Source organism: Ensifer sp. EB106-05-01-XG146, assembly GCF_058791875.1.
In genome coordinates, this window is sequence record NZ_JBYTDX010000003.1 from 579,418 (window position 1) to 603,783 (window position 24,366).

The 24,366-nt window shown below is 60.3% G+C and carries 24 protein-coding genes; 12 read left to right on the top strand and 12 right to left on the bottom strand.

The genetic code is table 11. The annotated features are described in order from the left end of the window. Nucleotides 1-13 precede the first annotated feature (13 nt). Nucleotides 14-676: a cysteine hydrolase family protein gene (locus AC3WVQ_RS31445; protein WP_082566430.1), complete on the bottom strand. Its 663-nt coding sequence runs from the start codon at nucleotides 674-676 to the stop codon at nucleotides 14-16. A gap of 47 nt (nucleotides 677-723) precedes the next feature. After that, the gene (locus tag AC3WVQ_RS31450; protein WP_492383436.1) at nucleotides 724-1,605 is read right to left on the bottom strand and encodes a MurR/RpiR family transcriptional regulator; all 882 of its coding nucleotides are present in this window, start codon (nucleotides 1,603-1,605) and stop codon (nucleotides 724-726) included. A 180-nt stretch (nucleotides 1,606-1,785) separates the two neighbouring features. Between AC3WVQ_RS31450 and AC3WVQ_RS31455 the strand changes: the two genes are divergently transcribed. The 5 genes from AC3WVQ_RS31455 (at nucleotide 1,786) to AC3WVQ_RS31475 (ending at nucleotide 7,016) form a co-directional block, all read left to right on the top strand. Next, entirely contained in the window at nucleotides 1,786-3,666 is a 1,881-nt protein-coding gene (locus tag AC3WVQ_RS31455) for a branched-chain amino acid ABC transporter ATP-binding protein/permease (protein WP_063894975.1), read from the top strand. Nucleotides 3,667-3,688: 22 nt separating this feature from the next. Then, nucleotides 3,689-4,852, top strand: a complete 1,164-nt coding sequence (locus tag AC3WVQ_RS31460; RefSeq protein ID WP_051659459.1) for an ABC transporter substrate-binding protein — start codon at nucleotides 3,689-3,691, stop codon at nucleotides 4,850-4,852. Between the two features lie 91 nt (nucleotides 4,853-4,943). Then, a complete protein-coding gene (locus AC3WVQ_RS31465) occupies nucleotides 4,944-5,681 on the top strand; it encodes an ABC transporter ATP-binding protein (RefSeq protein ID WP_492383437.1) in 738 nt (245 codons plus the stop codon). Nucleotides 5,682-5,705: 24 nt separating this feature from the next. Next, a complete protein-coding gene (locus AC3WVQ_RS31470) occupies nucleotides 5,706-6,593 on the top strand; it encodes a branched-chain amino acid ABC transporter permease (RefSeq protein ID WP_192444515.1) in 888 nt (295 codons plus the stop codon). Nucleotides 6,594-6,776: 183 nt separating this feature from the next. Continuing rightward, a complete protein-coding gene (locus AC3WVQ_RS31475; protein WP_060609394.1) occupies nucleotides 6,777-7,016 on the top strand; it encodes a tautomerase family protein in 240 nt (79 codons plus the stop codon). Nucleotides 7,017-7,256: 240 nt separating this feature from the next. On the opposite strand, the gene AC3WVQ_RS31480 is transcribed toward AC3WVQ_RS31475, so the two are convergent. From AC3WVQ_RS31480 to AC3WVQ_RS31515, 8 genes are all read right to left on the bottom strand, one after another. Continuing rightward, nucleotides 7,257-7,658, bottom strand: a complete 402-nt coding sequence (locus AC3WVQ_RS31480) for a hypothetical protein (RefSeq protein WP_060516733.1) — start codon at nucleotides 7,656-7,658, stop codon at nucleotides 7,257-7,259. A gap of 318 nt (nucleotides 7,659-7,976) precedes the next feature. Further along, complete coding sequence (locus tag AC3WVQ_RS31485) at nucleotides 7,977-9,038, bottom strand: ABC transporter ATP-binding protein (RefSeq protein ID WP_090301584.1); 1,062 nt, start codon at nucleotides 9,036-9,038, stop codon at nucleotides 7,977-7,979. Between the two features lie 17 nt (nucleotides 9,039-9,055). Further along, complete coding sequence (locus AC3WVQ_RS31490) at nucleotides 9,056-9,877, bottom strand: carbohydrate ABC transporter permease (RefSeq protein ID WP_192444514.1); 822 nt, start codon at nucleotides 9,875-9,877, stop codon at nucleotides 9,056-9,058. Beyond that, nucleotides 9,874-10,761, bottom strand: a complete 888-nt coding sequence (locus tag AC3WVQ_RS31495) for a carbohydrate ABC transporter permease (protein WP_051659465.1) — start codon at nucleotides 10,759-10,761, stop codon at nucleotides 9,874-9,876. Before AC3WVQ_RS31495 ends, AC3WVQ_RS31490 begins: the two co-directional genes overlap by 4 nt. Nucleotides 10,762-11,008: 247 nt before the next feature. Further along, nucleotides 11,009-12,343: an extracellular solute-binding protein gene (locus AC3WVQ_RS31500; protein WP_192444513.1), complete on the bottom strand. Its 1,335-nt coding sequence runs from the start codon at nucleotides 12,341-12,343 to the stop codon at nucleotides 11,009-11,011. Then, complete coding sequence (locus tag AC3WVQ_RS31505; protein ID WP_246802715.1) at nucleotides 12,340-13,164, bottom strand: ROK family protein; 825 nt, start codon at nucleotides 13,162-13,164, stop codon at nucleotides 12,340-12,342. The genes AC3WVQ_RS31500 and AC3WVQ_RS31505 overlap by 4 nt, the downstream gene beginning before the upstream one ends. A gap of 50 nt (nucleotides 13,165-13,214) precedes the next feature. Next, the gene (locus AC3WVQ_RS31510) at nucleotides 13,215-13,901 is read right to left on the bottom strand and encodes an N-acetylmannosamine-6-phosphate 2-epimerase (RefSeq protein ID WP_034798722.1); all 687 of its coding nucleotides are present in this window, start codon (nucleotides 13,899-13,901) and stop codon (nucleotides 13,215-13,217) included. A gap of 69 nt (nucleotides 13,902-13,970) precedes the next feature. Beyond that, complete coding sequence (locus tag AC3WVQ_RS31515) at nucleotides 13,971-14,717, bottom strand: GntR family transcriptional regulator (protein WP_034798725.1); 747 nt, start codon at nucleotides 14,715-14,717, stop codon at nucleotides 13,971-13,973. Nucleotides 14,718-15,189: 472 nt separating this feature from the next. On the opposite strand from AC3WVQ_RS31515, the gene AC3WVQ_RS31520 reads away from it, so the two are divergent. Next, nucleotides 15,190-15,336: a DUF1127 domain-containing protein gene (locus AC3WVQ_RS31520; RefSeq protein WP_064817045.1), complete on the top strand. Its 147-nt coding sequence runs from the start codon at nucleotides 15,190-15,192 to the stop codon at nucleotides 15,334-15,336. Nucleotides 15,337-15,622: 286 nt separating this feature from the next. On the opposite strand, the gene AC3WVQ_RS31525 is transcribed toward AC3WVQ_RS31520, so the two are convergent. After that, nucleotides 15,623-16,624, bottom strand: coding sequence for an Lnb N-terminal periplasmic domain-containing protein (locus AC3WVQ_RS31525; RefSeq protein WP_034798802.1), 1,002 nt, complete (start codon nucleotides 16,622-16,624; stop codon nucleotides 15,623-15,625). Nucleotides 16,625-17,153: 529 nt separating this feature from the next. On the opposite strand from AC3WVQ_RS31525, the gene AC3WVQ_RS31530 reads away from it, so the two are divergent. Genes AC3WVQ_RS31530 through AC3WVQ_RS31540 form a run of 3 tightly spaced genes read left to right on the top strand, consistent with a single transcriptional unit; the run spans nucleotide 17,154 to nucleotide 18,407 of the window. Further along, a complete protein-coding gene (locus AC3WVQ_RS31530; protein WP_492383438.1) occupies nucleotides 17,154-17,684 on the top strand; it encodes a TroA family protein in 531 nt (176 codons plus the stop codon). Further along, nucleotides 17,681-18,220, top strand: a complete 540-nt coding sequence (locus AC3WVQ_RS31535) for an ABC transporter substrate-binding protein (protein ID WP_246713272.1) — start codon at nucleotides 17,681-17,683, stop codon at nucleotides 18,218-18,220. The genes AC3WVQ_RS31530 and AC3WVQ_RS31535 overlap by 4 nt, the downstream gene beginning before the upstream one ends. Beyond that, a complete protein-coding gene (locus tag AC3WVQ_RS31540) occupies nucleotides 18,201-18,407 on the top strand; it encodes a hypothetical protein (protein ID WP_492383439.1) in 207 nt (68 codons plus the stop codon). The genes AC3WVQ_RS31535 and AC3WVQ_RS31540 overlap by 20 nt, the downstream gene beginning before the upstream one ends. A 51-nt stretch (nucleotides 18,408-18,458) precedes the next feature. On the opposite strand, the gene AC3WVQ_RS31545 is transcribed toward AC3WVQ_RS31540, so the two are convergent. Next, nucleotides 18,459-18,650: a hypothetical protein gene (locus tag AC3WVQ_RS31545; RefSeq protein WP_192444510.1), complete on the bottom strand. Its 192-nt coding sequence runs from the start codon at nucleotides 18,648-18,650 to the stop codon at nucleotides 18,459-18,461. A 147-nt stretch (nucleotides 18,651-18,797) separates the two neighbouring features. Between AC3WVQ_RS31545 and AC3WVQ_RS31550 the strand changes: the two genes are divergently transcribed. The 3 genes from AC3WVQ_RS31550 (at nucleotide 18,798) to AC3WVQ_RS31560 (ending at nucleotide 24,319) form a co-directional block, all read left to right on the top strand. Then, nucleotides 18,798-19,250 carry a DUF2721 domain-containing protein gene (locus AC3WVQ_RS31550; RefSeq protein ID WP_034798730.1) on the top strand — a complete coding sequence of 151 codons (453 nt, stop codon included), beginning with the start codon at nucleotides 18,798-18,800 and terminating at the stop codon, nucleotides 19,248-19,250. A 390-nt stretch (nucleotides 19,251-19,640) separates the two neighbouring features. Beyond that, the gene (gene aspT / locus AC3WVQ_RS31555; protein WP_034798732.1) at nucleotides 19,641-21,332 is read left to right on the top strand and encodes an aspartate-alanine antiporter; all 1,692 of its coding nucleotides are present in this window, start codon (nucleotides 19,641-19,643) and stop codon (nucleotides 21,330-21,332) included. Between the two features lie 260 nt (nucleotides 21,333-21,592). Beyond that, nucleotides 21,593-24,319, top strand: coding sequence for an aminotransferase class I/II-fold pyridoxal phosphate-dependent enzyme (locus AC3WVQ_RS31560; RefSeq protein WP_034798734.1), 2,727 nt, complete (start codon nucleotides 21,593-21,595; stop codon nucleotides 24,317-24,319). Nucleotides 24,320-24,366: the final 47 nt, after the last annotated feature.

Consider the following 24,366-nt stretch of genomic DNA (forward strand, 5'->3'; position numbering starts at 1 on the left):
TTTAGGCGGCGACTCAGGCTTGGCGCAAAGTGCCGAGGCGGCTGACCACCGTCTCAGTGTCGGTCGTCCAGCAATAGCCGGAGTAGGCACGAAGGGCCGCGTCATGGCGCTGCTCGCTATAGGTGGCGCAGGCGTCGTTGACGACGGTGACAAGGTAACCGCGGTCGGCGGCGTCGCGCACCGCCATGTCGACGCACTGGTCGGTGATGACGCCGGCGATGATCAGGTAGCGGGTGTTGAGGTTGCGCAGGACGTAGTCGATGTTGGTCGAGTTGAAGACGCCCGACGACGTCTTCGGCAGCACGATCTCGTTGTCGATGGGCGAAAGTTCCGGAATGACCTGCCCCTCCGGAGAACCTTTCGGCACGTGCATGTCGGAGAGCTTGTGGTCGAGCGAGCGGTCGCGGCCGTCGAGCGTCAGGCTTTCGATGATCGTGTGCAGCACATCGCAACCGGCCTTTCGCGCCGCCTCCAGAATGCGTACCTGGTTTGGGATGACGGTCTGGCGCAGGCGCCTGTGATAATAGCTCTCGGCGTCCTGCGGGTGGGTCGGGTCGAGGTTCGGCTCGCACCAGATGCGCTGCATGTCGACGAACAGCAGCGAGGTGCGGCCAGCCTCATAGGCGCTGTCGCGCCTCAAGCGATCGTCGCCAACCTTGACAGTGACTGCACTCATTCGAATTCTCCTCGGTTTATTTTGGTTCGCCGGGACGGCGGAAAGGGTCAGCGGTCGTCTTCAACGGCTGGATTGAAGGCGTCCTCCGTGATGGCGTATCCGCGGCGCAGGTCCTCCATGCGCTCGATGCGACCACGTGACTGCGTGGCAAGGCGGGCGGTAAGTGCCGCAATCACCGCCTCCGTCTGGGCAATCGCCGGCACCATCGTGTCGTAGGGCGAGACCGTGTCGACGGGTGCCGTCAGCGTCACTGTCGCGAAATCGGCGATCGGCGAGAGCCAGCGGTCAGTAAAGAGCACGATGCGCGATCCTTGCTCGGCCGCCTGACGAGCAAAGCGGATCGTGTCGTTCTGGTAGCGGCGATAGTCATAGACGAAAAGCACGTCGCGCTTGCCGAGGTCGACAAGCTGATCGACCTGGTCGGCCTGACTGCCGTTGATCCAGCGCGTGTCGCCCCTGAGCTGCTTCATGTGCGACCAGAGGAGGCCCGCGAGAAAGCCGCTGAAGCGGCCGCCGAGGCAATGGATGCGAGCGCTCATGTCGGCCGCCGCATCCACGGCTGCCTCGAAGTCTTCCGAAGGCAGCATTTGCATCGAAGACACCAGCGCATGGATGCTGGCGCGAAGGAAGTACTGGTAGAAGTTCTCTTGTTCCAGCGACGGGCGGCGCGCGTCGAGCATGGAGAGCGGCGAGCTCATGCGCTCTTGGACTTCACTGAGCAGCGCCTTCTGGAACTCCGGATAACCCTCAAAGCCCAGTGTGTTGGCAAAGCGCACGACGGTCGGATTGCTGACGCCCGCAGCGGCCGCGAGATGCGCGACCGTGTTCAGCCCTGCTGCCGGATAATTCGACAGAAGCTGCCTGACGATCTTCAGTTCCGAGCGCGTGAAGGTAATTGCGCCGTCTGTCAGTCGGTCCCGGATTGCCACGATTTCTGCCTCCCAAAAACGATGGCGTGAATTCCGATTTCTAATTTTTGTTACATAATTGCTAGCAGATAATGTTTTTTGAAACAAGATTGACATTTGGCCGATCTGCGATAACGTTCATGTCGGGAACGGGCCCGAGCCAAAAAATACGCGGCCGGGCCAAAATCTGGGGGAATGCGGATGGTGCGCGTCAGGCGAGAAACCGTCGTTGGTATCCTTGTAGCGTCGCTGCCGCTTTTGGCCGCTGCCGCCATCGCCTCGTTGTTCTTTCCGGGCAGCGGCGAGCGCCTGGTGACGCTTTACATGATCAACGTCATCGCCGTGCTCGGCATCGGCATCTATGCCGGCAATTCCGGTATCGTTTCCTTCGGCCATGTCGGCTTCATGGCGATCGGTGCCTATGCGTCGGGTCTGTTGACGCTAAATCCGATCATCCAAAAGACAGCGTTGCCACATCTGCCGGAATGGCTGGCCGGGATGGGCATGCCCTTCCTTCCGGCACTTGCGATTGCGCTTGTCGTGGTTGCGCTCGTCGCGGTGCTGATCGGCATTCCCGTGGCGCGCCTTGGCGGCTCATCGGCTTCGATCGCGACCCTTGGTTTCCTCGTCATCGTGCATGTTGTGCTCGTCGCCTCGACCGATTTCACCCGCGGCAGCCAGACCTTTTTTGGTATTCCCCGCGCGGTCAATCTCTGGGTGGCGGTGCCCTTTGCTATCGCTGCCGTGGTGGTTGCGCGTCTCTATCGGGATTCGAGTGCTGGCTTGAAGCTTCGGGCGTCGCGCGAAGACGAGATCGCCTCGAGCGCCGTCGGCGTCAATGTCAAACTGCAGCGCTTCTTCGCCTGGGTTCTCGGTGCGGTGCTTGCAGGCGCTGCTGGCGCCTTGCTGGCCCATTTCCTCGGCGCGTTTTCGCCGAAAGACTTCTACTTCAACCTCACCTTCATGCTTTTGGCGATGCTGATCCTCGGCGGTATCACCACCGTCTCGGGTGCCGTCGGCGGCGCTGCCGTAATCATGCTGATTGTCGAACTCCTGCGCAAGCTCGAGGGTGGCGTCGATCTCGGCTTCCTCAAGCTGCCGACCGTCTTCGGCCTCACCGACATCGGGATCGGCGTGGCAATCCTCGTCGTGATGTACCGCCTGCAGGATGGCCTCTTCGGTGTGCGCGAACTTGACGAGCGCTTCGGCTGGTTCAAGCGCTCCACAGAGAAGGACGTTGTGTCGGTGAAAAGCGTGCCAGCGTCCGAGGCCGCTTCAGCCGGTCACGGCTCTCTCCGGGTCGAAAATCTCGGCAAGAAATTTGCCGGCCTCGTGGCGCTCGAGAACGCCAATTTCGAGATCAAGCCCGGTATCGTCACTGGCCTTATCGGCCCGAACGGTGCGGGCAAGTCCACGCTGATCAACAGTGTGTCCGGCGTCGTGCCGCCGTCGACGGGCCGCGTACTGATCGATGGCCAGGATGTGGCGTCGCTTGCCGTTCACGCGGTTCCCGGCGCGGGCCTTGCCCGCACCTTCCAGAACATCCGTCTCTTCAAGAACCTAACGGTCATCGAGAACGTCACGGTCGCGGCGAGCGCCTTGAAGGCGGGCGGTGAGGATCCCGCTGCCCGTGCCTTGACGGTGCTTTCGGAAGTGGGCCTCGCGGAATTTGCCGACCGGCTGGCCGGCACGCTTTCCTACGGTGCGCAGAGGCGGCTAGAAATCGCCCGCGCGCTGGCGCTGAAACCGCGTTACCTGCTGCTCGACGAGCCGGCGGCCGGCATGAACCCGGCCGAGACCGAGGAATTGATGCATGTGCTCGACCGCATCCGCACGAAATACCGCCTCGGCCTGCTCGTCGTCGAGCATGACCTGAAGCTGATCATGCGGCTCTGCGATGTTGTCGTCGTGCTCAACAAGGGCCAGCAGATCGCCATCGGCACACCGGCGGAAATCCAGGCTAACCCTGATGTCATCGAGGCCTACATCGGCCGCCGCCGCTCAACGGCGCAGGCGCGCAACGCGCCCGTCGGGACCCCCGTTCTGCCGTCCGGCGCGCCGGGCCTGCATAAACCAGCATAAAACAAAAGAGGGAGCTTTTCGGATGAAGAAGAACGTCACGGCCCTGTGCCTCACAACCATGCTTGGCGGTATCGCGTTGTCGCCGCTACCCGCATTTGCAGACGATCTGGTTATCGGTCTTGCGACCGCACAGACCGGCGGTCTTGCACCCTATGACCAGCCGTCGCTGAAGGGTCTGGAAATGGCGGTCGAGGAGATCAATGCGGCCGGTGGTGCTGCCGGCAAATTCCCGATCAAGCTCGTCGCCAAGGATACGCGCTCGGATGCGGCGCAGACGGCGCTGGTGGCGCAGGAGCTGGTTGACGAAGGCGTCAAGATCGTGATCACGCCTTGCGATGCCGATCCGTCGATTGCTGCCGGCCAGGTGACGCAGGCAGCCCAGATCCCCGCCTTCTCCTTCTGCGCCACGACGCCGACCATGCCGCTTGCGGTGGGCGACTACATGTTTGGCAATTATCCGGCCGACAACGTCCAGGCCTCTGTTCTTGCGACCTACGCGTTCGAGAAGGGTTACAAGAAGGCCTACATCCTGAAGTCGCCGGATAGCGCCTATACTCTGAAGCTGCCGGAGTATTTCGCCGTTGCGTTCAAAGCCAAGGGCGGCGAACTGCTCGGTGAGGGCACCTACAGCATGGGCCAGCAGGACTTCGGCGCCGAGGTCACCAAGATCAAGGCGATGAACCCGGCGCCCGACGTCATCATGACGGCGGCCTACGAGCCGGATTTCCCAGCCTTCATCCGTCAGCTGCGCGGTGCAGGGGTGGCCACGCCGATCCTCGGCAGCGACGGCATCGATTCGCCCACGACCTTCGGCCTTGGTGCCACCGTCGACGGGGTTGTCTTTACAACCGCAGGCTTTGCCAGCGAAGGCAGCCCGCTTGCTGACTTCAATGTGAAGTACAAGGAAAAATACGGTCAGGTGCCGGATACGGTCTACATCGCCAACGGCTACGACCTTGGCAAGGTGATCGACGCGGCGGTGACGGAGGCAAACAGTATCGATCCGGTTGCCATACGCAACGCGATCGCCTCGCTCGAAAACGTCCAGGGTGTGACCGGCCCGATCAGCTATGCCGGCACGCAAGGGATGCCGATGCGCTCGGTATCGCTGGTGCAGATCGAAAGCGGCAATCGCCAGCTGATCAGTCAGGGCGTTCCGGCGGCCGCCGACGTTCCAGCCCCCTGATCGATCACCTGTGGTGGTCCCCGGATTTCCCCGGGGATCGTGCCTGTCTGCGCCGGCGGCGCTTTGCAATCCACGGCAAGGACTTTGCCCGATGATGATGAGTGAAATTCCCGTTCTGAAGCCGCTTCTGGAAGTGAGCGGCCTTAAGGTCGCCTATGGTGCGGTCGAAGCCCTGAAGGGTGTTGATCTCGCCGTCGGCAAAGGGCAGATCGTGACGTTGCTCGGCGGCAACGGCGCTGGCAAGAGCTCGACGCTGAACGCGCTTGTCGGTCTGGCGGGAAAGAAGGCCGGACGTGTGTCTTTCAACGGCCGGGATGTTTCCGGCCTCGCGCCGGAACAGATTGTCCGGCTCGGAATGACCTTGAAGCCCGAGGGACGGCGCATCTTCCCGAGCCTCACCGTCGACGAACACCTGCTGCTCGGCGGTGCCATGCACAAGGCGCGCGGCGCGATATCAGAGGTGCGCGAAGACATGCTCTCGCGATTCCCGATCCTGAAAGAACGCCTCACCCAGAAGGCCGGCTCGCTCTCAGGGGGAGAACAGCAGATGCTCGCGATCGCCCGCTCGATGATGTCGTCGCCTGACTTGTTGCTGCTCGACGAGCCCTCGCTCGGCCTGGCGCCGCAGGTGGTGGATCTGATCTTCGACCTGATCGCCGGGCTGAGACAAAAGGGCCTGACGATCCTCCTGGTCGAGCAGAACGTCTCTCTGTCGCTCGAGATTGCTGACGCGGGCTACGTCATGGCCAATGGCCGGGTCGTGCTTTCGGGCACGGCCGCCGAACTGCGCAATTCAACCGAAATCCAGGGCGCCTATCTCGGCGCCTGAGCCGAGCGCGTGGAGGGTCAATTCATGGATATGTTCCTGCAGCAACTCGTCAATGCGCTCAGCCTCGGCGGCACTTATGCGCTTCTGGCGCTTGGCCTTGCGGTCGTCTTTTCGATCATGGGGCTCATCAATTTCGCCCATGGCGAACTGATGACGGCTGCCGGCTACGGCCTCTGCTTTGCCCTGTTGCTGGACCTGCCGTTTCCGCTCGCTGTCTGTGCGGCTCTTTTGATCGCCATCGTGCTTGCCATGCTGATGGAGCGCATCGCCTTTCGGCCGGTGCGCGGCGCCAGTGGCACGACGCTGCTTCTAACGAGCTTTGCCGTTAGCGCGATCCTGCGCGTGATCTTCCAGAATTTCATTTCCGCCCGTCCGAAGCCGGTGCCGATGCCCGAGAGCTTTTCTGGCACGATCGAGATCGGCGGCCTGCATCTGGGCCTCATTCAGGGAACCTCGATCCTCGTCACGATCATCATGCTGGTCGGCCTGAACCTCTTCCTTCGCACGACCGTGCTCGGTCGTGCTATGCGTGCTGCATCCGAAGATTTCGCTATCGTTCGGCTGATGGGTATCCGCGCCAATGCGGTGGTCGCTACCGCCTTTGCGATCTCCGGCCTGCTTGCCGGCGTCGCCGGCATCCTCTGGGTGGCCCAGCGCGGCAGTGTCGATCCGTTGATGGGCTTCCTGCCAGTGCTCAAAGCCTTTATCGCCGCAATTATCGGTGGGCTCGGCAGCCTCTCCGGCGCTGTCGCCGGCGGCTTTCTGCTCGGCTTCATCGAAGTGTTCTTGCAAGCCTATCTGCCGGAAAGCCTGCTCAGCTACCGCGACGCCTTCACCATCCTGCTCGTCATCGGGGTTCTGCTCTTTGCTCCGCAGGGGTTGCTTGCAAAGAAGACCGTCATCAAGCTTTGATGTTCGCGAAAGCACCTGGTATCGGGATGATAGGGTCAGTGCAGACGCAAGCAATGGCAATGAGTTGGCATTGATCGTCCGCAATCACATTGTGGACTCGTCGAGGTCGGCAGGATTTGCGGCTTGCCCTTGGGCCCTGTCGTCTTCCCGTCATGGCACTTGGTATCAACGAATGGAATGGAAATGCCGCACATAGTCGTAAAGATGTTCCCTGGCCGCACCGAGGAGCAGAAACAGGAATTCGCCGCGAAAGTGGTCGAAGCTGCGAAAACCATCCTAGGCTCAAGCGACGCTTCGCTTTCCGTTTCCATCTTAGAAGTGGATCCGGCGGAGTGGGATGCGAGTGTCTACGACCCGGAAATAGTGGCGAACGAAAGCACGCTCTATAAACGGCCGGGTTACGGGGCTCTCTCACAGTCGTAGGGGGTGATCGCCGAGGGCGTTTTTGAATGAAGCGGGGGTGCCATGCAAACCCCGCTCGCCTCGGCCACACGGCCACTTTGCCCGGCATGCTGACAGGATTGGAGTGTCCAATGTTCATTCATCTGCTGGCGCTGCCAGCGGAAGAGCGCGCTATTCAGGATGGGGTGGCGCACCAGGCACCTGCGCTAGCTCCGTAGGCGCCAACCCCGCGACCCGGATCTACGTCTGCACTTGTGATCGTCAGGCTGAGCTCGGATCCCACGTCGGTTTGTCAACCGTGGTGCAAGGTACAGCCCGCCAATTGGAATGACGAGCATTGAGCAGCGTTGAATTCCCGTCCACCACGAGCCACAGCCCGTTGCCAAGGGCGTGTACAGTGAGGGGTTTTCGCTTCTCCTGCTTGCCGCGCGCCGACGCAAGCATATAGCGGTTCGCGCTGATGATGCCTCGTTCGCGCATTCGCGCGTTAACAAGCTGCTCGAGCGGAATAAGCAGATGTGCTTCTCCAAGATCGAAGTAGAGCGAAGGATCATCCGGCAACCTTTCGAGCGCGGCCGCGATCTCTTGGTTCAACTCCATCTTTCCAACGGCGCCGTCGGCCTGGAGTGCTAGATACTTTCGCGACATTTCATCGGCTTTCATTCAGCGCTACAGCGACGAGCACTTCGCTGGGCCATCCCGGCCAGGACGACCCTGTTGCTCGTCGGCATTCGGTACCATTATCGCTCATGATTGCTGGGTATCTATGTGAAATCGCACTGTCGGCTGTCCGACCGACAAATTTCAACTGTTCCCCAATGTGCATGCTTGCTGTTGGGTCAATCGAAGGCTTTTCTTTCGTCTGCCAGGGTCCGCAGCGTTTGATGTGAAATCGGCCAATGAACCGATTTTTGCCATCTGAACGCTGCCGATCGCTTGAGCGCCTGCCTAGCTCAAAGGCCTTCGAGGGATCCCCCAGTGTCAGGCACCAATTGCTGCGCCCGTACCATCGAACAGCGAGGACCGGCTCTCGTCGATCCGGATCCCGACGGCTTCGCCAACGCGAAAAGGTGTGTCGGCCGGTGCGCTGACATTGATCAGGCCGAGCCGGCCGGCGCGAACGAAGACGCTCATATTGCCGCCGAGATACTCGCTCGCCTCGATGACGCCGCGGCAATGCCCAGTTTCCGGAGCAACCAGCGCCAAGTGCTCGGGCCTTGCGCCCAGTTTCTCGGGTTCGACCGTCCCTGGCATGGGAAGCGCTAGATCGCCTTCGCCGCTCAGGTCGAGGCGGCCGCCCTGGTCGCGCCGGCATGGCAGGAGGTTCATCTTTGGGCTGCCGATGAACTGCGCGACGAAAAGGTTCGCCGGCTTTTCGTAGAGGTCTCTCGGGCTACCCTGCTGCATGATCCGCCCGTCCTTCATCACGACGATCCGGTCGGCCAGCGTCATCGCCTCCACCTGGTCATGGGTCACATAGATCATGGTGGCGCCAAGCGTGCGATGCAGCTTGGCGATCTCAAGTCGCATATCGACGCGCAGCGCCGCATCGAGGTTTGAAAGCGGCTCGTCAAAGAGAAAGCCGACCGGCTCGCGCACAATTGCCCGCCCGATTGCGACTCGCTGGCGCTGGCCGCCCGAGAGCTCCTTCGGATAGCGGTCCAGAAGGGGCGTGAGCTTCAGCGTTTCCGCCGCTGCCTCGATCTTGGCCCTTGCGGTCTCCGACGGCACCTTGGCGAGCCTCAGGCCGAAGCCCATGTTCTGCCGCACCGTCATGTGCGGATAGAGCGCATAGGACTGGAAGACCATGGCGAGCTGACGATCGACCGGCGAAGCGGACGTCGCATCCCGCCCATTGATCAAAATCTGGCCGTCGGTCGTTGCCTCGAGACCCGCGATCATGCGCAACAGCGTTGACTTGCCGCAGCCGGAGGGCCCGACGATGACGACGAATTCACCGTCGGCGATCTCAAGGTCGAGCTCCCGGATGATCTCAACTGCGCCGTAGCGCTTTCCGGCTTTCCTGAGCGAAATCGTTCCCATGCGTGTCTCCTGGAATATCAACCCTTGACCGCGCCGGCGGTCATCGATCCACTGATCTGGCGGTACATCACGAGGCCGAGCAGCATTGGCGGCAAAGCGCCGACGACCATCACTGCCGATGCTACGCCCCACTGCACACCGCCGCCGCTTGCGGCAAAAAAGAAGGATGCGCCGACCGTGACCGGAACTGCCTTGGAGGTCGTCAGCATCAGGCCGAAGAGGAATTCGTTCCACGCGGTGATGAAGCCGAAGATCAGGCTGGTGACGATCGCCGGCCGGCAGAGCGGCATCACGACCTTGATGAGGATCTGCGTGCGGTTTGCACCATCCATGAGGGCAGCCTCGTCGAGTTCCGCGGGCAGGTCACGGATGGCGTTGACGAGGATGACGAGCGCAAGCGGCAGGTTGACGATCGTCAGGATCAGCCCCAGCCCCAGGCGCGTATCAAGCAGCGCAAGCCACTGGAACATCATGTAGAGCGGGATCGCGAAGATGATCAGCGGCACGGCGCGCAGGTTGACAATAAGGGGCAGGAGTGTGCGTTCGCCAATCTTGCCGCGGGCAATCGCGTAGGCTGCGGGGAGCGCCAGCGCCACGGCAAGTACCGTTCCCATCAGCGCCACAGCAAGGCTGTTGAACAGATAGAGGAAGATGTTCAGCCGATCGGAGACCTCGAACACGGCGCGGTAGTTCTCAAATGTCGGGGCCTGGACCCAGAGACCGGGGTTGCCGGAAAGCTCGCGCGCACTCTTGAACGAGGTGGAAAGCGTCACCAGCACCGGAAAGTTCAAGCCGATGGCGGCAACAGCGAAAACGAACCAACGGAGTGCTGACATCATCGCTTGGCTCCTTTCCGCCGGCTGGCGAGAGCATTGAGGCCATAAAGCACGGCGAAGGAGGCGACGAACAGGACGACTGAGGCGGCAACCGCCTTGCCGATGGCGCCCTGCTTGAAGAAGGCCTCATAGATGTAGATCGACAGCGATGCCGTCGATCCGCCGGGACCGCTCCCGGTCAACACATAGACGTTGTCAAAGACCCGGAAGCCGTCGATGAAGCGGATAAGCAACGCGGCCGCGATCGTAGGGCCCATCATCGGCAGTTCGATGAACCACAGGCGCTGCAGGCTTCGCGCCCCGTCCATTGCGGATGCTTCGGCAATCTCGGAAGGGATCGCCTGATAGGCCATGTAGAAAAGCAGCAGCGTGAATGGTGTCCACTGCAACGTCTCAACGACGACCAGGGTCCAGAAGGCGGAGCCGGGCCCAAGGAACGAGATGCTGGCGCCGAAATAGGTCCAGAGATAATAAGGTACCGGCCCGACGAATTCGTGCAAGACAAGGCGGTACATCAGGCCGACCAGTGCCGGCGCGACCATGAGCGGCAGCATCAGGATCGCCATCAGCCAGCTCCGTTTTTCGATGAGCGGCGACAGGAAGATCGCCAGCGACAGCCCGAGCAGGCATTCGAGAATAGCGGTCAAGAGGCCGAAGCGCAGCGAGAACCAGCTCGCCTGCCAGAAAGCCGCATCGCTCCAGACCGAGAGAAAGTTCTTGAGCCCGGTAAACGTCGGCTGGCGCAGCGTCTCGAAGGAGACCTCGGAGACCGAATAGATCAGATTGACGAGGGCCGGGAAGCCCAGGAAAACGAGCAGGAAGAGGACGAGCGGCGTGGCGAGCAGCCGGAACTCAGGGGCATTGGATTGCGGTCTGGCTATCGTCATGGCACCGATCTGTGTCTGTTGTCGGTCGGGCAAGGGGACGCAAGGCGTTTCCTCGGTCCACTTCCCAGTGCCTGTTACAGGAGATCTAGCCAGCCCAAATCCTTGAGCTGGATGGCTCTTTGGCACCGCGGACGCGGCGCACCTGGATCCCGTGTGGAGCACTGGCAAGTGGGGTGGAGAAAGATTCCCCGGTACCCGCTTGTCGTTGAGGGCTGCGGCCTCCTGGAGGACGCCGCAACCCTTTCACTTACTTCAGCAGGTCTGCCATGCCCTTTTCGGTGTTAGCGAGCGCATCCTCGATCGATTGCTGGCCGGACCAGTAGCCGGTGAACTCCTTGGCCTGCAGTTCGTAGACCGACAGCGCCTTGGCTGACGTAGCACCGTTCATGACGTAACCGTACTTGCCGGCGAATTCGCCGAGCTTGACGAGATCAGGCCGGGAATCGGCGACCTCAACGACCACTTCCGGCGTCAGGGCTGGTGCGCCGTTGTTTTTGGCGTAGATCAGCGCGGCTTCCTTGGAAGACAGCCACTTCGCGAACTTGGCCGCACCCTCCTTGTTTTCGGCATTCTTGTTGAGGCCGAAACCGAGGCCGTGGATATGGGTGAAGCGCCCTTGAGGACCTGCAGGTGGTGCGACCGTTTCGGTCACGTCTGCCACAGCAGGGGATTTCTCCTTGCTCGTCAGGTCGCCGGCTGCCGCATTCCATTGCAGCATTGCGGCCACTTGGCCAGACGCAAAGGCGGCATTCGCCTCGGCAAATTCGTAAGACAGTGAGTCCTTCGGTGATGCGCCATTGTCGTAGAGCAGCTTGTAGATCTCGAGGCCCTTTCGATAGGCATCGGAGTTCACGGTGATCTTGCCGCTGTCGTCCATCCAGTTCGCACCATAGGCGCGTGGTACCGACTGCCAGACCATGATGTTGAAGAGAAGGTTCTTGAGCTGCAGCACCGTGCCGTAGCGGGTCGGGCTGTCCGGGTTGACCGCCTGAGTGAAGTAGAGCGCGGTGGCGGCGTAATCGTCCCAGATCCACTCGTCCGGGATCTTGGGCTCCAGCTTCTTGCCGAGATACTTCTCCGAGATCTCGGCATATTTCGCCTTGCCGGCGTCATCTTTCAGCAGGGCCTCGATCAGGTCCTTGCGGAAATACATGAAGTGAAGCGAGAGATCGGTTGGCACGCCATATTGCTTGCCCTGGTACTGCATGGTCGACAGTACGGAATCGCCATAGACCGCCTTGGCTTCGCCCGAAAGTTCGACCGGCTCCATGAACGGCGCGTAACGGCCGATCGAATAGGTAGCGAGCAGGTTGAGGTCGAAGGCCTTCGAGCCAGCGGCGAGATCGGCCTGCAGCTTGTCCCAGAAGCCGTCTCGGTTGAAGAACAGAAGTTCGACCTTGTCGTTCTCGGCAACGTCTGACTTGGCGTTGTAGGCGTCGGCGGCAGCCCGCAGTGCCGTTTCTTCCGGGCCGCCCGGCCAGCCGAGCACCGTTACTTCCGCAAGGGCCGGCGTGGCCGCCAGCAGGCTCGCAATACCCGCTGCGGCGAGCAGCGCACGTCTTTTCGTTGTCGCAAATGTCATTTTTGGTTCTCCCTCAAGTTTTGTTGACACTCTGCAAGATTAGCAACGCCGATCACCCCTGCATTCTCCCCAAGGGCGGCGGCGTGTAGCGATGGTCGAAGGCGTGGCGGCACCGGTTCCAGTGCGCGTTCGACGGCGGCGAGATAGCCTTCGGCCAGGCCGATGCTGCCGCCGATGACGATGCGTTTCGGGTCCAACGTGAGCTGGATGTTGCGGCAGAGCAGCGCGGTTCGCCCCGCGGATGTTTCGATGATGCGCCTGGCCCAGTCATCGGCATTTCGGGCCGCGGCAAAGACGTCGCGCGCGGTGGCGCCGGATTGGTGGGGGGATGCCTCCCTGGCGATCCAGTGGCCGGACACGCGATCTTCGAGCACATCATCAGCCCATTCGGCACTACGCGATTGGCCGAAGTGTCCGGCGAGGCCCTCGAGCAGACGCCCGTTCAGGACGATGCCGCCGCCGATGCCGGTGGAGATCGTCAGGAAGACCATGTCTTCGCGGTTGCCTGCGCCAAAGGCGTATTCACCCCAGGCGGCCGCATGGGCGTCGTTTGCAGCCAGTACCGGCACGTCAGCCAGTCTTTCGATCGTCGCTGTCAGCGGAAACCGATCAGGTATGGCGAGTGTGTTGCGGTTGAGCGCTGACCATTGGCCGTTATCGACAATGCCAGTGACCGCGGCGCCGACCGAGCCGTACGCACCGCGCCAGGACGCGATCGCACCGAAGAGTGCGGCGAGCCACTGGGTCGGGTCGCCTTGGCGGGGCGTCGGCATCCGGTGCGTGTCGACGATCTCTGTTCCCCGGATAAGGGCAGCCAGCATCTTCGTGCCGCCGACATCGATCGAAAGAACGGTCCGGGGCTCAGTCATGATCAAGCCTCGCTTCCGGCAAGCGTTTGATCGAGCGCCTGCCGGAACCACGCCGTCACATGTTCGGGACGCGTGATCGCGGAACCGACGACGACAGTGAAGGCCCCCGCCTGCAGCGCCTGAGCGGCCTGTTCGGGCGTGCGCACACAGCCTTCGGCAACCACGTGAGGGGTGAGGCCGCGCATGGCGGCGATGAGCGCGAAGTCCGGCTCCGTCGGCTCGACCGGTCCGGTGTAGCCAGCAAGGGTTGAGCCGACGATCTCGGCACCTTCGGCAAGCGCGCGCTCGGCGTCGGCGAAAACAGAGCAATCCGCCATGGCGATCTTGCCGCCGGCGTGAATGCGCTCGATCAGCGTCCTGGTCGCAACCGGCCGTTCGCGAGCAGTGGCATCATAGGCGATGATATCGGCGCCGGCTGCCGCCAGAGCATCGACGTCCTCGACAAAGGGGGTGATGCGGATCGGCGATGTCTCCAGGTCGCGTTTGACGAGGCCGATAATTGGCCGATCGGTCGCCTGGCGCACGGCGCGAACATAGTCTGCAGATTCGATGCGAAGGGCGGTTGCGCCGCCGTCGAGCGCGGCCAAGGCGAAACCGACAACCATGGCGGCATTGTCCATGACGCCGCCTTTCACCGGTTGGCAAGAAACGATCAGACCGTGCTTGAGGCTATGGATGTCGAAGGTCACGCAGGCTCTCCCAATGGAGGCCTCACGGTAACAGTGTAAGACCAGATTGCAACAGGAATTATACTGGTATTACCTCATCAGCTCGATAACGAAGTCGTAGACGTCACCCCGGTACTTGGTCTGGGTGAATTCGACAATTTGCCCATCGGCCAGGAAACAGCGCCGCTCCATGACGAGCAGGCTCGTGTCTTCGGGCGTTGCGAGCAGGCGTCGCTCTTCATCGCTTGCAGGCTTTGCCTGCATGCGCTGCAGTGCCCGGACAGGCAAAGCGCCGTGGGCTGCGAGATATTCGTACAAGGACGCGCCGATGGCGTCCGGATCCGGCACAAAGCGGGCGGGAAGCGATGCCGTTTCGATCGCGATCGGCGTGTCGTTGGCCGTCCTCAATCGTCTAAGGCGTACGATTTTTTCTCCCGCCGGAATGCCAAGCGCCATCATTTCAGCGGGTGACGGGCGGCTGATTTCACGTGAGATCCAGGTGCAACCGGGTTCCAGCCCGCGCGAGCGCATATCTTCGGAGAAGCTCGTCATCGTGGCCAGGGATTTCTCGACACGTGATGAAACAACGGTCTTTGCCCCCTGGCGGCGGTCAAGCAGGCCATCAGCGACGAGCCCTTCGATCGCCTTGCGCACCGTCACGCGCGAAATCGAAAGGCCCTCGCTCAAGTCCCGCTCGCTGGGGATGACCGAACCGCGGCGGAGTGTCGAGGCGCTGATGGCCTGTTTGATCGCCTCTTCAAGGCGGCGATAGAGCGGCTCGCCGCTGTCGCCCGACATTTGGCTGGCAAGAAACTCGAGCGTTGTCTGATCGTTCATGGGGATCACCTTTCCGGATGACCCCTTATGCAAAATTTTTGATAGGTTTTAAACTGGTATTGTCGTAATCGGCCTCAGCGACACATGCCGGGCCAATGTGTGGCGCCGATCCGTGGCGGCAAATGGCGTCCTGCACGAGCCTAAAGCAGTGCCACTATCGCTGCGATGAACAGCATTGCGAGCACCGCGAGTGCAAGATGGAGTAGGTTCGCCCGGTGGCTTTGGCTTCTAAAAGTTCGCGCCATGTTCTTTACCTCACGATCTGACATGTAACGCACAGCTCTCATGATGGTTCATGGCCATCGCAGCTGAACCGTCGGCTGGCGACCGCCTATGCATTTCCCACATGGGAGCGCTGAGTTTTGAGCGCTGCAACTTAGGGAAAGCCTGAGCTATAAGGTGTTCATCGAAGCGAAACGAGGCGCCACGGACTGGCAGCCAGGCTTCGAAAGCCCATTGAAAGGGGGATCAAATGAACATCGCACGCTCCATCAACAACTGGCGCAAGTACCGTCAGACGGTCACCGAGCTGGGCCGCATGTCGAACCGCGAACTTCGCGACCTCGGCATCGAACGCGCCGACATCGACCGCGTCGCACGTACGGCCTTCGCCCGCTAAGGCGATCTTAAAGACTGAAGAATTGCCAAGCGCCTGCATCTCCTGCGGGCGCTTTTGCTTTTGAGGTCATGGAGTTTGTTGGGGCGTAGGGAACACCATATGTTCCAGGCTGGCGCGCCGCGCAAAATCGTCCAAAAGAAAACCCCGCCGGGGAAGGCGGGGCAAGGCTCACGCCCAGTTGGCTCGGGGAAGAAACTCCATCAGAAGACTGACATGCGCACGTAGCGAAGAATGAAACAGGCTGTTGCGGATTGCTGATGAGCTCCCTGATGACCGTTCGCCGTCTTCAAGGCGAGCCCTGCGGCACTGGCGAAGGCACGCCGAGTCTTATTGCCTTTGAGAAATTTGGCGACAACCCGTCGTCCCGAGCACGTTGGCCGATATGACTGGCATTTCTGAGTTCTGCGAGCGACACTGACGTATCGACCGCCCCCCGATCATAAGCGTAGTCGGGAAGATACCCGTTGACGATGAGACGCCAGTCGAACGGGATCGAGTCTCCTACAACGCGCATCATCTTGACAACCGTCGTCGTGCAGTTGGTCGTAAGCGAGTTGTAGAAGAGCGGCGTTGTGGCAAGAGCGTTGGCGTCTGTAACATACTCGCGCAGAAGCGCACGCGCCTGGTCAGGTGACGCCTTCAGGCGATAGATTTGAACATCCTCGCTGCGGAAATTTGACCGGACGCCCACCACGTCCCGTTCGTCGGCTGCGATGATCACCAAAGGATTGCTCTTGAACAAATCTGCGAGCGGCGAGAACGCGCCGCCAACCCGCCGACGGACTTCGACCGACCACGGGAGCTGCTCGCCGCCTTCAAATCCAAAGCTGAATATTACATGGGCAATCTCTGGCCCCGCCCAATAGGACATGAACAGGTCGACTGTTCGGAGCTTCCTCATATCGTAGGTCCGCGTGGTCCACCGTTCGACGAATTCCGTGCTGCTGTGCCATTCGAAGTTGCGAACATTGGTTAGTGTCAGCAGGTCGCCGTGAAATTCGCCTGTAACCTGTCGTGCAACATCAGGTGCCCACGAACCGTCTTCGACGGGTTTGATCGTCCTCCACCAAATCAAGACAACTGCGAACGCAACTGCAAATACCAGGAGAGCTTTGAGACGCCAGCGGCCAAACAGCGCGGCGACCGTCAAAAGCCCGACAAGTGCAAAGAGTCCGGCGATAAAACCTCTTGTGAATTCGGAAACGGGAAGACGATACCACAATGCAAGCGAGGCCCATGCGGCTGCCACGGCTAGCAGAATCGCCGGCGGAACAGTCAGAACAACCAGAGCCCACCGACTCCAGCCACTCCTTTGCTTGTTCCAACCTGGATTCCTCAACACTTCAGGTCCCGCGTAGTTTGCCAGCCGCTTTGTTTGGGCTGCCGCTTGCTCATGTTTGACTCCTCTCGTCACATTCTCGATTGGCCCATTTCAAGAGCCGCTTAAACCACACAGTATTTCCCCAGGTTCGCTCTTCGTCAGCATTATGTCGAATATATCGTACTACTGAAGAACGTAACGGTTACATTCCGCACGAGCGCGTTGCAGCCGCGGTGAGGAGGGAACCGTCAATTATTGACGGGGAAGACCTCCGGAAATCGTCAACTGCCGCCAACCGTAGACTGGCTCGGCATCTTCGCGCGACCGATGCGGTTTACTAAACTGCCTTGGTGCCTGGAGGCAGACCGCGCTATTCGTCCGGTGCAGCAGCATCTTCTGGCGAATCTCCCTAAAAATTTACCGAGCGCTGGACACGGCGCGATAACTTGACTGGCAGAACTTGGTCCGAACCTACCGACCTTGCGATGGAGCGTACATGTCAAGCCGCCTCAAGACATTCACTGCACTGGTACTGTCCCTATCGGCGTTTCTGCCGGCCGCGGCGTCGACCGAAACGGCCTTCCTCGACCACCGCGGCAAGAAGGTCATGTTTGCAAAACCGCCGGAACGCGTCGTGACGACAGTTCGCTCGGCGCGGATCATCTATCGTGCCGTGGACGAAAAGGCCGATCGCATCGTCGGCATGAACAAGGATTCGCTGGTGAGGTACTTTACCAGCGGCATCTATGCCGAGATGCTCCCGGAAATGGCCAAAATCAATGCCAGTGCCGCCCAGGATGGCTTCGTACCGAATGTCGAGGCGATCCTTGCGGAAAAACCCGACGTGGTGATCCAGTGGACCCATGACGAGAAGCTTATCGAACCGCTGGAGCGGGTGGGGCTCACTGTCGTCGGCTGGCAATGCTGCTCCGAGCAGGACCGGCTCGACTATGTCACGCTCAGTGGCTACATGACCGGCCGCAACGACCGCGCCCAGGCAATCCTGAAGCACAGTCCGAAACGTTGAAGGCCCTCAATGAAAAGGTTGCCAAGCTCGACAAGTCGGCGCTTCCGTCTGTCCTTCACATCGACAAGGTCGCCGACCAGATCCAGGTCATCGCCAATGGCTCGCAGGATCTTTCCCTCAGCGGCGTCACCAACCCGGCGGCGGATAAAACCGGTGAATGGTGGCGAACCGTCGATTTTGAACAGTTGCTCGTCTGGAACCCGGACATCATCATCATTCCCGCCTATGCGACCGACCTCAACCCCAAGGATTTCTTCAACAACCCGGTCCTTGCCAGCCTGAAGGCCGTGAAGGAGAAGCGCGTATACAAGCAGCCGATCTTTGCCCGCACCCCCGATGCGCCGGAAATCTTCCTGACATCGGAATGGCTGGCGGCGGTCGCCCATGGGGCCGATTTTGCTCCCACCTTCAAGAAGCAGATCCTCGACAACTACAAGCTCATTTACGGCGCCGAACTGAAAGACGACCAGGTCGCTGCGATCCTTGAAACTGAAAGCAATGCGCCTGCGAGCAGATATGCCGAGCTCTTCCAGTAAGGGCGACCTGAAGCCTGCGGACTGGATCTGGCAGTACCCGACGACGACGGCGCGCGGCGGCTACGTCTTCATGCACAATGGCGACAACATGACCCGCTACCCAGACCGTGGCCCCAAAAAGGAGGCGCTTGTCGCCAATGTCTGCCTCGCGTTTCGCAGGCTCTCCATGGGTGAACAGCTGACTTAAAGGACCAAGACGCGGTCCCTATTGGCGCACGTACCCAAAAGTGCAGGTGGCTCACGGCCAGGCCGCGTGGTTCGTGTTGACGTCGTTCCTCTTCAGGGCGCCGCCGGCGCTGGCAACGAGCTTCTCAGCTGGTGCAAGATTTTCTGTCAAATGTTCTGGCAGGCCGTGCTTGCCTTTGGCCTTCTCCGCTTCTTTTGACGTAACAAAGGTCGTGCTTCCTGTTCTTTTCACGAGCACACGCAAGGGTGAATTTGCCCTGGAGTGGCTGCGGCTATTTTGGCCTTCAATCGTAAGTGACCGCCCCCCGAGCCCGCTTATAGTGATTTGCCTTTTGGGGAGGCCGCTACAGATTGCTAATGTTCTATTGCGCGAAAGTTGTTGAGAGCACACATGCAAACACCAGCAATCGTCACGGATCTTGCCTCTATTGTCCAAACTGCTCTGGCGCCGGTATTTCTCCTCGCTGGTACGGCAGGTTTCGTCGGTGTCTACGAGATGCGTCTTGGCAGGGTTTCCGATCGGCTCAATGCGATACAGGAAAAAGGTGAGCGAGGGGGCGGGCGACGCACGCAGTTGGACTATCTGCGCCGCCGTACGCTTGCCCTGGAAATAGCTGTCGCACTCGGGACGTTTGCCGCGATCTGCACTGGATGGGCAATCCTCAATCTACTCGCCGGTGCGCTTCAGTTCGGGTTTCGTGAAGAAAATCTCTTCTGGTTCTTCGGCGGTGCGATCCTGTCGCTTATCGGATCGCTTGTCGCATTCCTTGTCGAGATGCTTATTGCTGGGCGCAGCATGTTGCGCCAGATACGGATGGACGAAACCACCCCGGAACGCGATTGATCTGACAGTCCAAAGGTTCAAAGACAGGAAGCCTTCGCAGCCAGATCTCGGGGACGCGCAGGCGACCGTTGGACCGACCTGCGGCTTCTAACCGGAGCATTTAAGGTTTCGATCGCCTCTGGTTTCTTCCGCAGAGTCGCAGACTGCTAATAGAGCGACAGGGCCGCCCCCGGATAAAGGCCATCTAACAGTTTCCTCCAGGAATGCATGAACGGGCACAAAGAGCGTAAGATGTCCTTCGTTCTGGCGGTTACCGCGGCGTTTTTCATACTAGTATTACTATAAACAAATAATGTCTTGTAACGGGTGGGCATGGGTGTATTCTCGCGTAAATAGCGATGAGCGCTTAGTCTGATTTTGTCCCGATTACCACGTTTTGGGGATGTTATTATGATCGACTGGTTCGTAAGCACGCTTCGCACATATCCTGAAATTGCAATCTTTCTCTCATTGGCGCTGGGATACTACTTCGGTTCATTCACCTACAAAGGCCTTGGCCTCGGTGCGGTGACTGCGACGCTGATCGCTGCCGTCATCATCGGTCAACTCGGGATCACCATTTCGCCGCCGCTCAAGGCCACGTTCTTTCTGATGTTCCTGTTTGCGATCGGCTACGGCGTCGGGCCGCAATTCGTTCGGGGCATCGCGAAGGATGGCCTCCCGCAAGCGTTGTTCGCGGCGGTTGTGTGTGTCTTTTGCCTGGGAGCGCCATATATCGCTGCCAAGATAGCCGGTTATGATGTGGGTTCCGCGCTGGGGCTCTATGCAGGCTCGCAGACCATCTCGGCGTCGATGGGATTGGGAACGGATGCCATCAATCGCCTTGGTTTGGCGCCGGAAGAAACCAAACGTCTTCTGGACGCCATGCCGGTCGCCTATGCCGTCACCTATATTTTCGGAACGATCGGATCGGCCATCGTGCTGGCGTTGATCGGTCCTGCGCTCATGGGTATCGACCTGGAGGCGGAATGCAAACGCTACGAGGCCGAGCAGGGTGGCAAGAAGGAAGCGGGGGGCGCTGGAACCGCTTGGCACCACTACGAGTTGCGCGCCTATCGGGTCCGCGAGGGCGGGCCGGTCGTCGGCAAGACGGCACGTGAAGCCGAATCGATGATCCCTGAGCAGCGGATTTTCATTGAACGTATTCGTCGCGGGGGAAAGATCGAGGATGCTACGGCAGACACGGTGATCCAGGCAGGCGACGTCGTTGCCGTGGCCGGGCGGCGCGAAGTGCTGGTAAGCGTGATCGGTCAAACGGCAGAGGAAGTCGACGACCGCGAGTTGCTGGCCGTGCCGGTCGAAGGGGTCGATGTTCTTGTCACAACCAAGGAGGCGAACGGCAAGACGCTGGCGGAACTGGCACAATGGCCAACGTCCCGTGGCGTGTTCCTGCGCCGGATCGCCCGTGGCGCTACGGCGACGGAAATTCCGATCCTTCCGAACACGCAAGTCCACCGCGGCGATATCCTGACGATCGTCGGGCGAACGCAGGACACCGCGGCTGCCGCCAAAGCCCTGGGTGTGGCCGACCGGCCGAGTGACATTGCCGATGTCGCCTTCATCGGCGCCGCAATTGCCATCGGTGGCTTGCTCGGTGCGCTCGTCTACAAGGTCGGCGATGTGCCGTTTACCCTGTCCACGTCTGGAGGCGCATTGATATCCGGGCTTTTCTTCGGCTGGCTCCGCTCCGTGCGGCCGAAATTCGGACGAATACCGACATCGACGGTCTGGTTCATGAACTCCGTCGGTCTCAACGTTTTCATCGCGGTGGTCGGTATTTCCTCGGGTCCAGGATTTGTAGCTGGCTTGCAGCAGCTTGGCTTCAGCCTGTTCCTTTGGGGCATATTCGCAACGACCGTCCCGCTCGTGCTGGCAATGTATGTCGGAAAATATGTGTTCCGGTTCCACCCTGCTATTCTGTTGGGATGCTGTTCCGGCGCGCGCACCACGACTGCCTCGCTCGGGATGATCAACGATCGCGCCAAGAGCCAGATACCAGGCCTCGGCTATACTGTGACCTATGCCGTCGGCAACACCCTGTTGACGATCTGGGGCATGGTGCTCGTGATGATGATGACCTAGCGCATCTCCGGGTTAAATGGGGATGCGGAGGTGCCGCGTCCCTTCGACTACAGGCATGTATCTCGCATCTTTTCCAGTAGGCGGCTTCTTATCGGACCGGGATGGTTCGTCTTTCGAAGCCCTGGCCAGCGGGATCAGAGACCCTTTCTTGAGACTGCTTCGTCCCATTTATTGCGTCGATAATAATAGCCGCGACCACTGACGAAAACCGCAGATCGGTGGCCGCGGGTAGCCCATACGAGCCGAATTGGGAGCGCGCTATGCCGAACAAGACCGCACAAGTAGATCAGTTTCTGCTCATCCATTCGGCACGCGCCGACAATTGGCGTGAGATCACGACGCTGGCAGACGCCTGGGCCGCCAATCGCGGCGCGCGGGCTGCCCTGGAAGCGGCGATTTCTGCTGTGGCACCGGCGGAGGAATACTACGCCTATCCGGGCAGACGGCTGCTTTCGGTTCTGGCAGAGCGTATTGCCACCGACGATGCCGGTGGAGCGGCAAGGCTTGCACGACGCATCTCCAATGGGCTGCTCAGCCATTCCTATCGCGGCCGCCAAAGTGAATGGGACGTGCATGACGAAATGTCAGGAGCCGAAGTGACCGATATCATGCCGCCGGGAACCGGAGAGGCTCGCGGGCGCCGGCCCTATTTCGAAGTTCTGTTCGTCAACAGTCAGCCGGCCACGCGTTGGGAGGCATTCGCCGCAGAGATTAGGAGGCTGCGCCGGCCAGAGGACGGTTTCATTTACGAGCCGGTGCTGGTCGGGTCCTTCGAGGATGCGTTCTGCGCGGCCGCCCTGAACCCCGATATTATCGCTATCGTGCTCGCTGAAGGTTTTCCTTACCGCTCACGGCACGACGCGCCTGTGCTTCGATCGGTGCTTGATCCGCTGGGAGAAACCGAGGGACCAGACATGTCGGCGCTTCGCCTGGCGCGCGGCTTGAAACGCATCCGGCCCGAACTCGACGTCTATCTGCTTTCCGACCGGCAAGTCGAAAAGATCGCCGGAGATCCGACGGCGGATGCGGTGCGGCGCGTGTTTTACGCGGTGGAGGAGCCGCTGGAGATGCATCTCGCGATCCTCGAAGGGGTGCAGGCACGCTATGAAACGCCCTTCTTCGACAATCTTAAGAAATATGCGCGACGGCCCATCGGTACATTTCATGCGCTCCCCATCGCGCGCGGCAAATCCGTCTTCAAGTCTGACTGGATCCGCGACATGGGCGAATTCTATGGGCTCAATCTGTTCCTTGCGGAAAGCAGTGCGACGACGGGTGGTCTCGATAGCCTTTTGGAGCCCACAGGTACGATCAAACGCTCTCAGGAGCTGGCGGCACGTGCCTTTGGCGCTGACCACGTCTTCTTTGTGACGAACGGCACCTCCACCTCCAACAAGATGGCCGTGCAGGCCCTTCTGGCGCCCGGCGACATTGCGGTAGTCGATCGCAACTGCCACAAGTCGCATCACTACGGCATGGTGCTGACCGGCGCGCAGCCCTACTATGTCGAAGCGTTCCCGATGACCGAGTACTCGATGTACGGCGCCGTGCCGCTTGCGACGATCAAGCGAGCGCTTTTGACGTTAAGGGCGGAAGGGCGTCTGGACCGGCTGAAACTGCTCGACCTCACCAACTGCACCTTCGACGGGCACATGTATAACGTCAGGCGCGTGATGGAGGAGTGTCTCGCCATCAAGCCGGACCTCATCTTCCTCTGGGATGAAGCGTGGTCCGGATTTGCCCGATTTTCACCCTTCCTGCGGCCACGCACGGCCATGGGGGCAGCAGCGGATATCGAAAGCTGGTTGCAGGATCCGGCGTCGGTCAGTGCCTACGAAAAGCAGCGTGCGGACCTTGGCGATGAGCCGTCCGACGAAGCGCTGCTCGCCGCACGCCTACTTCCCGATCCGCGTCTTGTTCGCCTTCGGGTCTATCAGACCAATTCGACGCACAAATCGATGTCAGCGATCCGGCAAGGCTCAATGTTGCTCGTCAAGGATGTCGATTTTCATACCGTCGAAGCCCAGTTCCACGAGGCGGTGTTCACCCATGCCTCGACAAGTCCGAACCAGCAGCTGATCGCCAGTCTCGACGTTGCACGCCGGCAGATGGAGCTCGATGGGTATGGGTTGGTGATGAACGCGATCGAGATCGCTCTCAAGATCCGTCGGGCGATCAACGAACATCCGCTGATTTCGAAGTATTTCCGCGTTCTCGGTGCGGATGAGATGATCCCTGCGCAGTATCGCCAGTCAGGGTTCAAGGACTACCTGGCACCGGGTGCGACCTGGGCCACGGCGGTGAAAGCCATGAACGAAGACGAATTCTACCTCGATCCCACGCGTATGACGCTGGTATGTGGAACGGCTGGCTTTGACGGAACCCAATTCAAGGGGCTGCTGGCCAACGAGTACGATATCCAGCTGAACAAGACGTCGCGAAACAGCGTGCTTTTGCAGTCCAACATCAACAATACCCGCAGTGATATCGCGCATCTCGTTCGCGTCCTGGTCGAGATCTGCCGTGGTATCGAAAAACGGCTTGCCGATGGCGGCGAGGGCGAGCGGGCTGCCTTCGCTGCACGGGTAAAGTCGCTGATGACGGATGTGCCGGACCTTCCAAATTTCAGTCACTTCCACGCGTTGTATCGCGGTGACGCGGGACGCACGTCGCCCGAAGGCGACATGCGAGCCGCCTTCTTCCACGCCTATGATGCTTCGGTCTGCGAATACGTACCGCTGATCGGAGCCGAGTGCGACAAGCGGCTGAAGGAAGGTCCGGAAATGGTCTCGGCTAACTTCGTCATCCCCTATCCCCCGGGGTTCCCCATCATGGTGCCGGGTCAGGTCCTGACGCAGGAGACGATCGACTTCATGCGGAAGCTGGATGTGAAGGAGATCCATGGCTACGAGAAGGCAAGGGGTCTGAAGCTAGTCAAACCTGATGCAGTTGCGGCCAAGGCGAAACGATCGGCGAAAGCACGGTAGTGCCGGAGCTTGCACGGGTCCGCGGGCTGCTACCCGGACGAATTCGA

Bases quoted from the DNA above. Each gene is read 5' to 3' on its own strand.
- AC3WVQ_RS31445 (WP_082566430.1), bottom strand. From the start codon at position 676: ATGAGTGCAGTCACTGTCAAGGTTGGCGACGATCGCTTGAGGCGCGAC.
- AC3WVQ_RS31455 (WP_063894975.1), top strand. From the start codon at position 1,786: ATGGTGCGCGTCAGGCGAGAAACCGTCGTTGGTATCCTTGTAGCGTCG.
- AC3WVQ_RS31460 (WP_051659459.1), top strand. From the start codon at position 3,689: ATGAAGAAGAACGTCACGGCCCTGTGCCTCACAACCATGCTTGGCGGT.
- AC3WVQ_RS31465 (WP_492383437.1), top strand. From the start codon at position 4,944: ATGATGATGAGTGAAATTCCCGTTCTGAAGCCGCTTCTGGAAGTGAGC.
- AC3WVQ_RS31470 (WP_192444515.1), top strand. From the start codon at position 5,706: ATGGATATGTTCCTGCAGCAACTCGTCAATGCGCTCAGCCTCGGCGGC.
- AC3WVQ_RS31475 (WP_060609394.1), top strand. From the start codon at position 6,777: ATGCCGCACATAGTCGTAAAGATGTTCCCTGGCCGCACCGAGGAGCAG.
- AC3WVQ_RS31480 (WP_060516733.1), bottom strand. From the start codon at position 7,658: ATGAAAGCCGATGAAATGTCGCGAAAGTATCTAGCACTCCAGGCCGAC.
- AC3WVQ_RS31485 (WP_090301584.1), bottom strand. From the start codon at position 9,038: ATGGGAACGATTTCGCTCAGGAAAGCCGGAAAGCGCTACGGCGCAGTT.
- AC3WVQ_RS31490 (WP_192444514.1), bottom strand. From the start codon at position 9,877: ATGATGTCAGCACTCCGTTGGTTCGTTTTCGCTGTTGCCGCCATCGGC.
- AC3WVQ_RS31495 (WP_051659465.1), bottom strand. From the start codon at position 10,761: ATGACGATAGCCAGACCGCAATCCAATGCCCCTGAGTTCCGGCTGCTC.
- AC3WVQ_RS31500 (WP_192444513.1), bottom strand. From the start codon at position 12,343: ATGACATTTGCGACAACGAAAAGACGTGCGCTGCTCGCCGCAGCGGGT.
- AC3WVQ_RS31505 (WP_246802715.1), bottom strand. From the start codon at position 13,164: ATGCTGGCTGCCCTTATCCGGGGAACAGAGATCGTCGACACGCACCGG.
- AC3WVQ_RS31515 (WP_034798725.1), bottom strand. From the start codon at position 14,717: ATGAACGATCAGACAACGCTCGAGTTTCTTGCCAGCCAAATGTCGGGC.
- AC3WVQ_RS31520 (WP_064817045.1), top strand. From the start codon at position 15,190: ATGAACATCGCACGCTCCATCAACAACTGGCGCAAGTACCGTCAGACG.
- AC3WVQ_RS31530 (WP_492383438.1), top strand. From the start codon at position 17,154: ATGTCAAGCCGCCTCAAGACATTCACTGCACTGGTACTGTCCCTATCG.
- AC3WVQ_RS31540 (WP_492383439.1), top strand. From the start codon at position 18,201: ATGCCGAGCTCTTCCAGTAAGGGCGACCTGAAGCCTGCGGACTGGATC.
- AC3WVQ_RS31550 (WP_034798730.1), top strand. From the start codon at position 18,798: ATGCAAACACCAGCAATCGTCACGGATCTTGCCTCTATTGTCCAAACT.
- aspT (WP_034798732.1), top strand. From the start codon at position 19,641: ATGATCGACTGGTTCGTAAGCACGCTTCGCACATATCCTGAAATTGCA.
- AC3WVQ_RS31560 (WP_034798734.1), top strand. From the start codon at position 21,593: ATGCCGAACAAGACCGCACAAGTAGATCAGTTTCTGCTCATCCATTCG.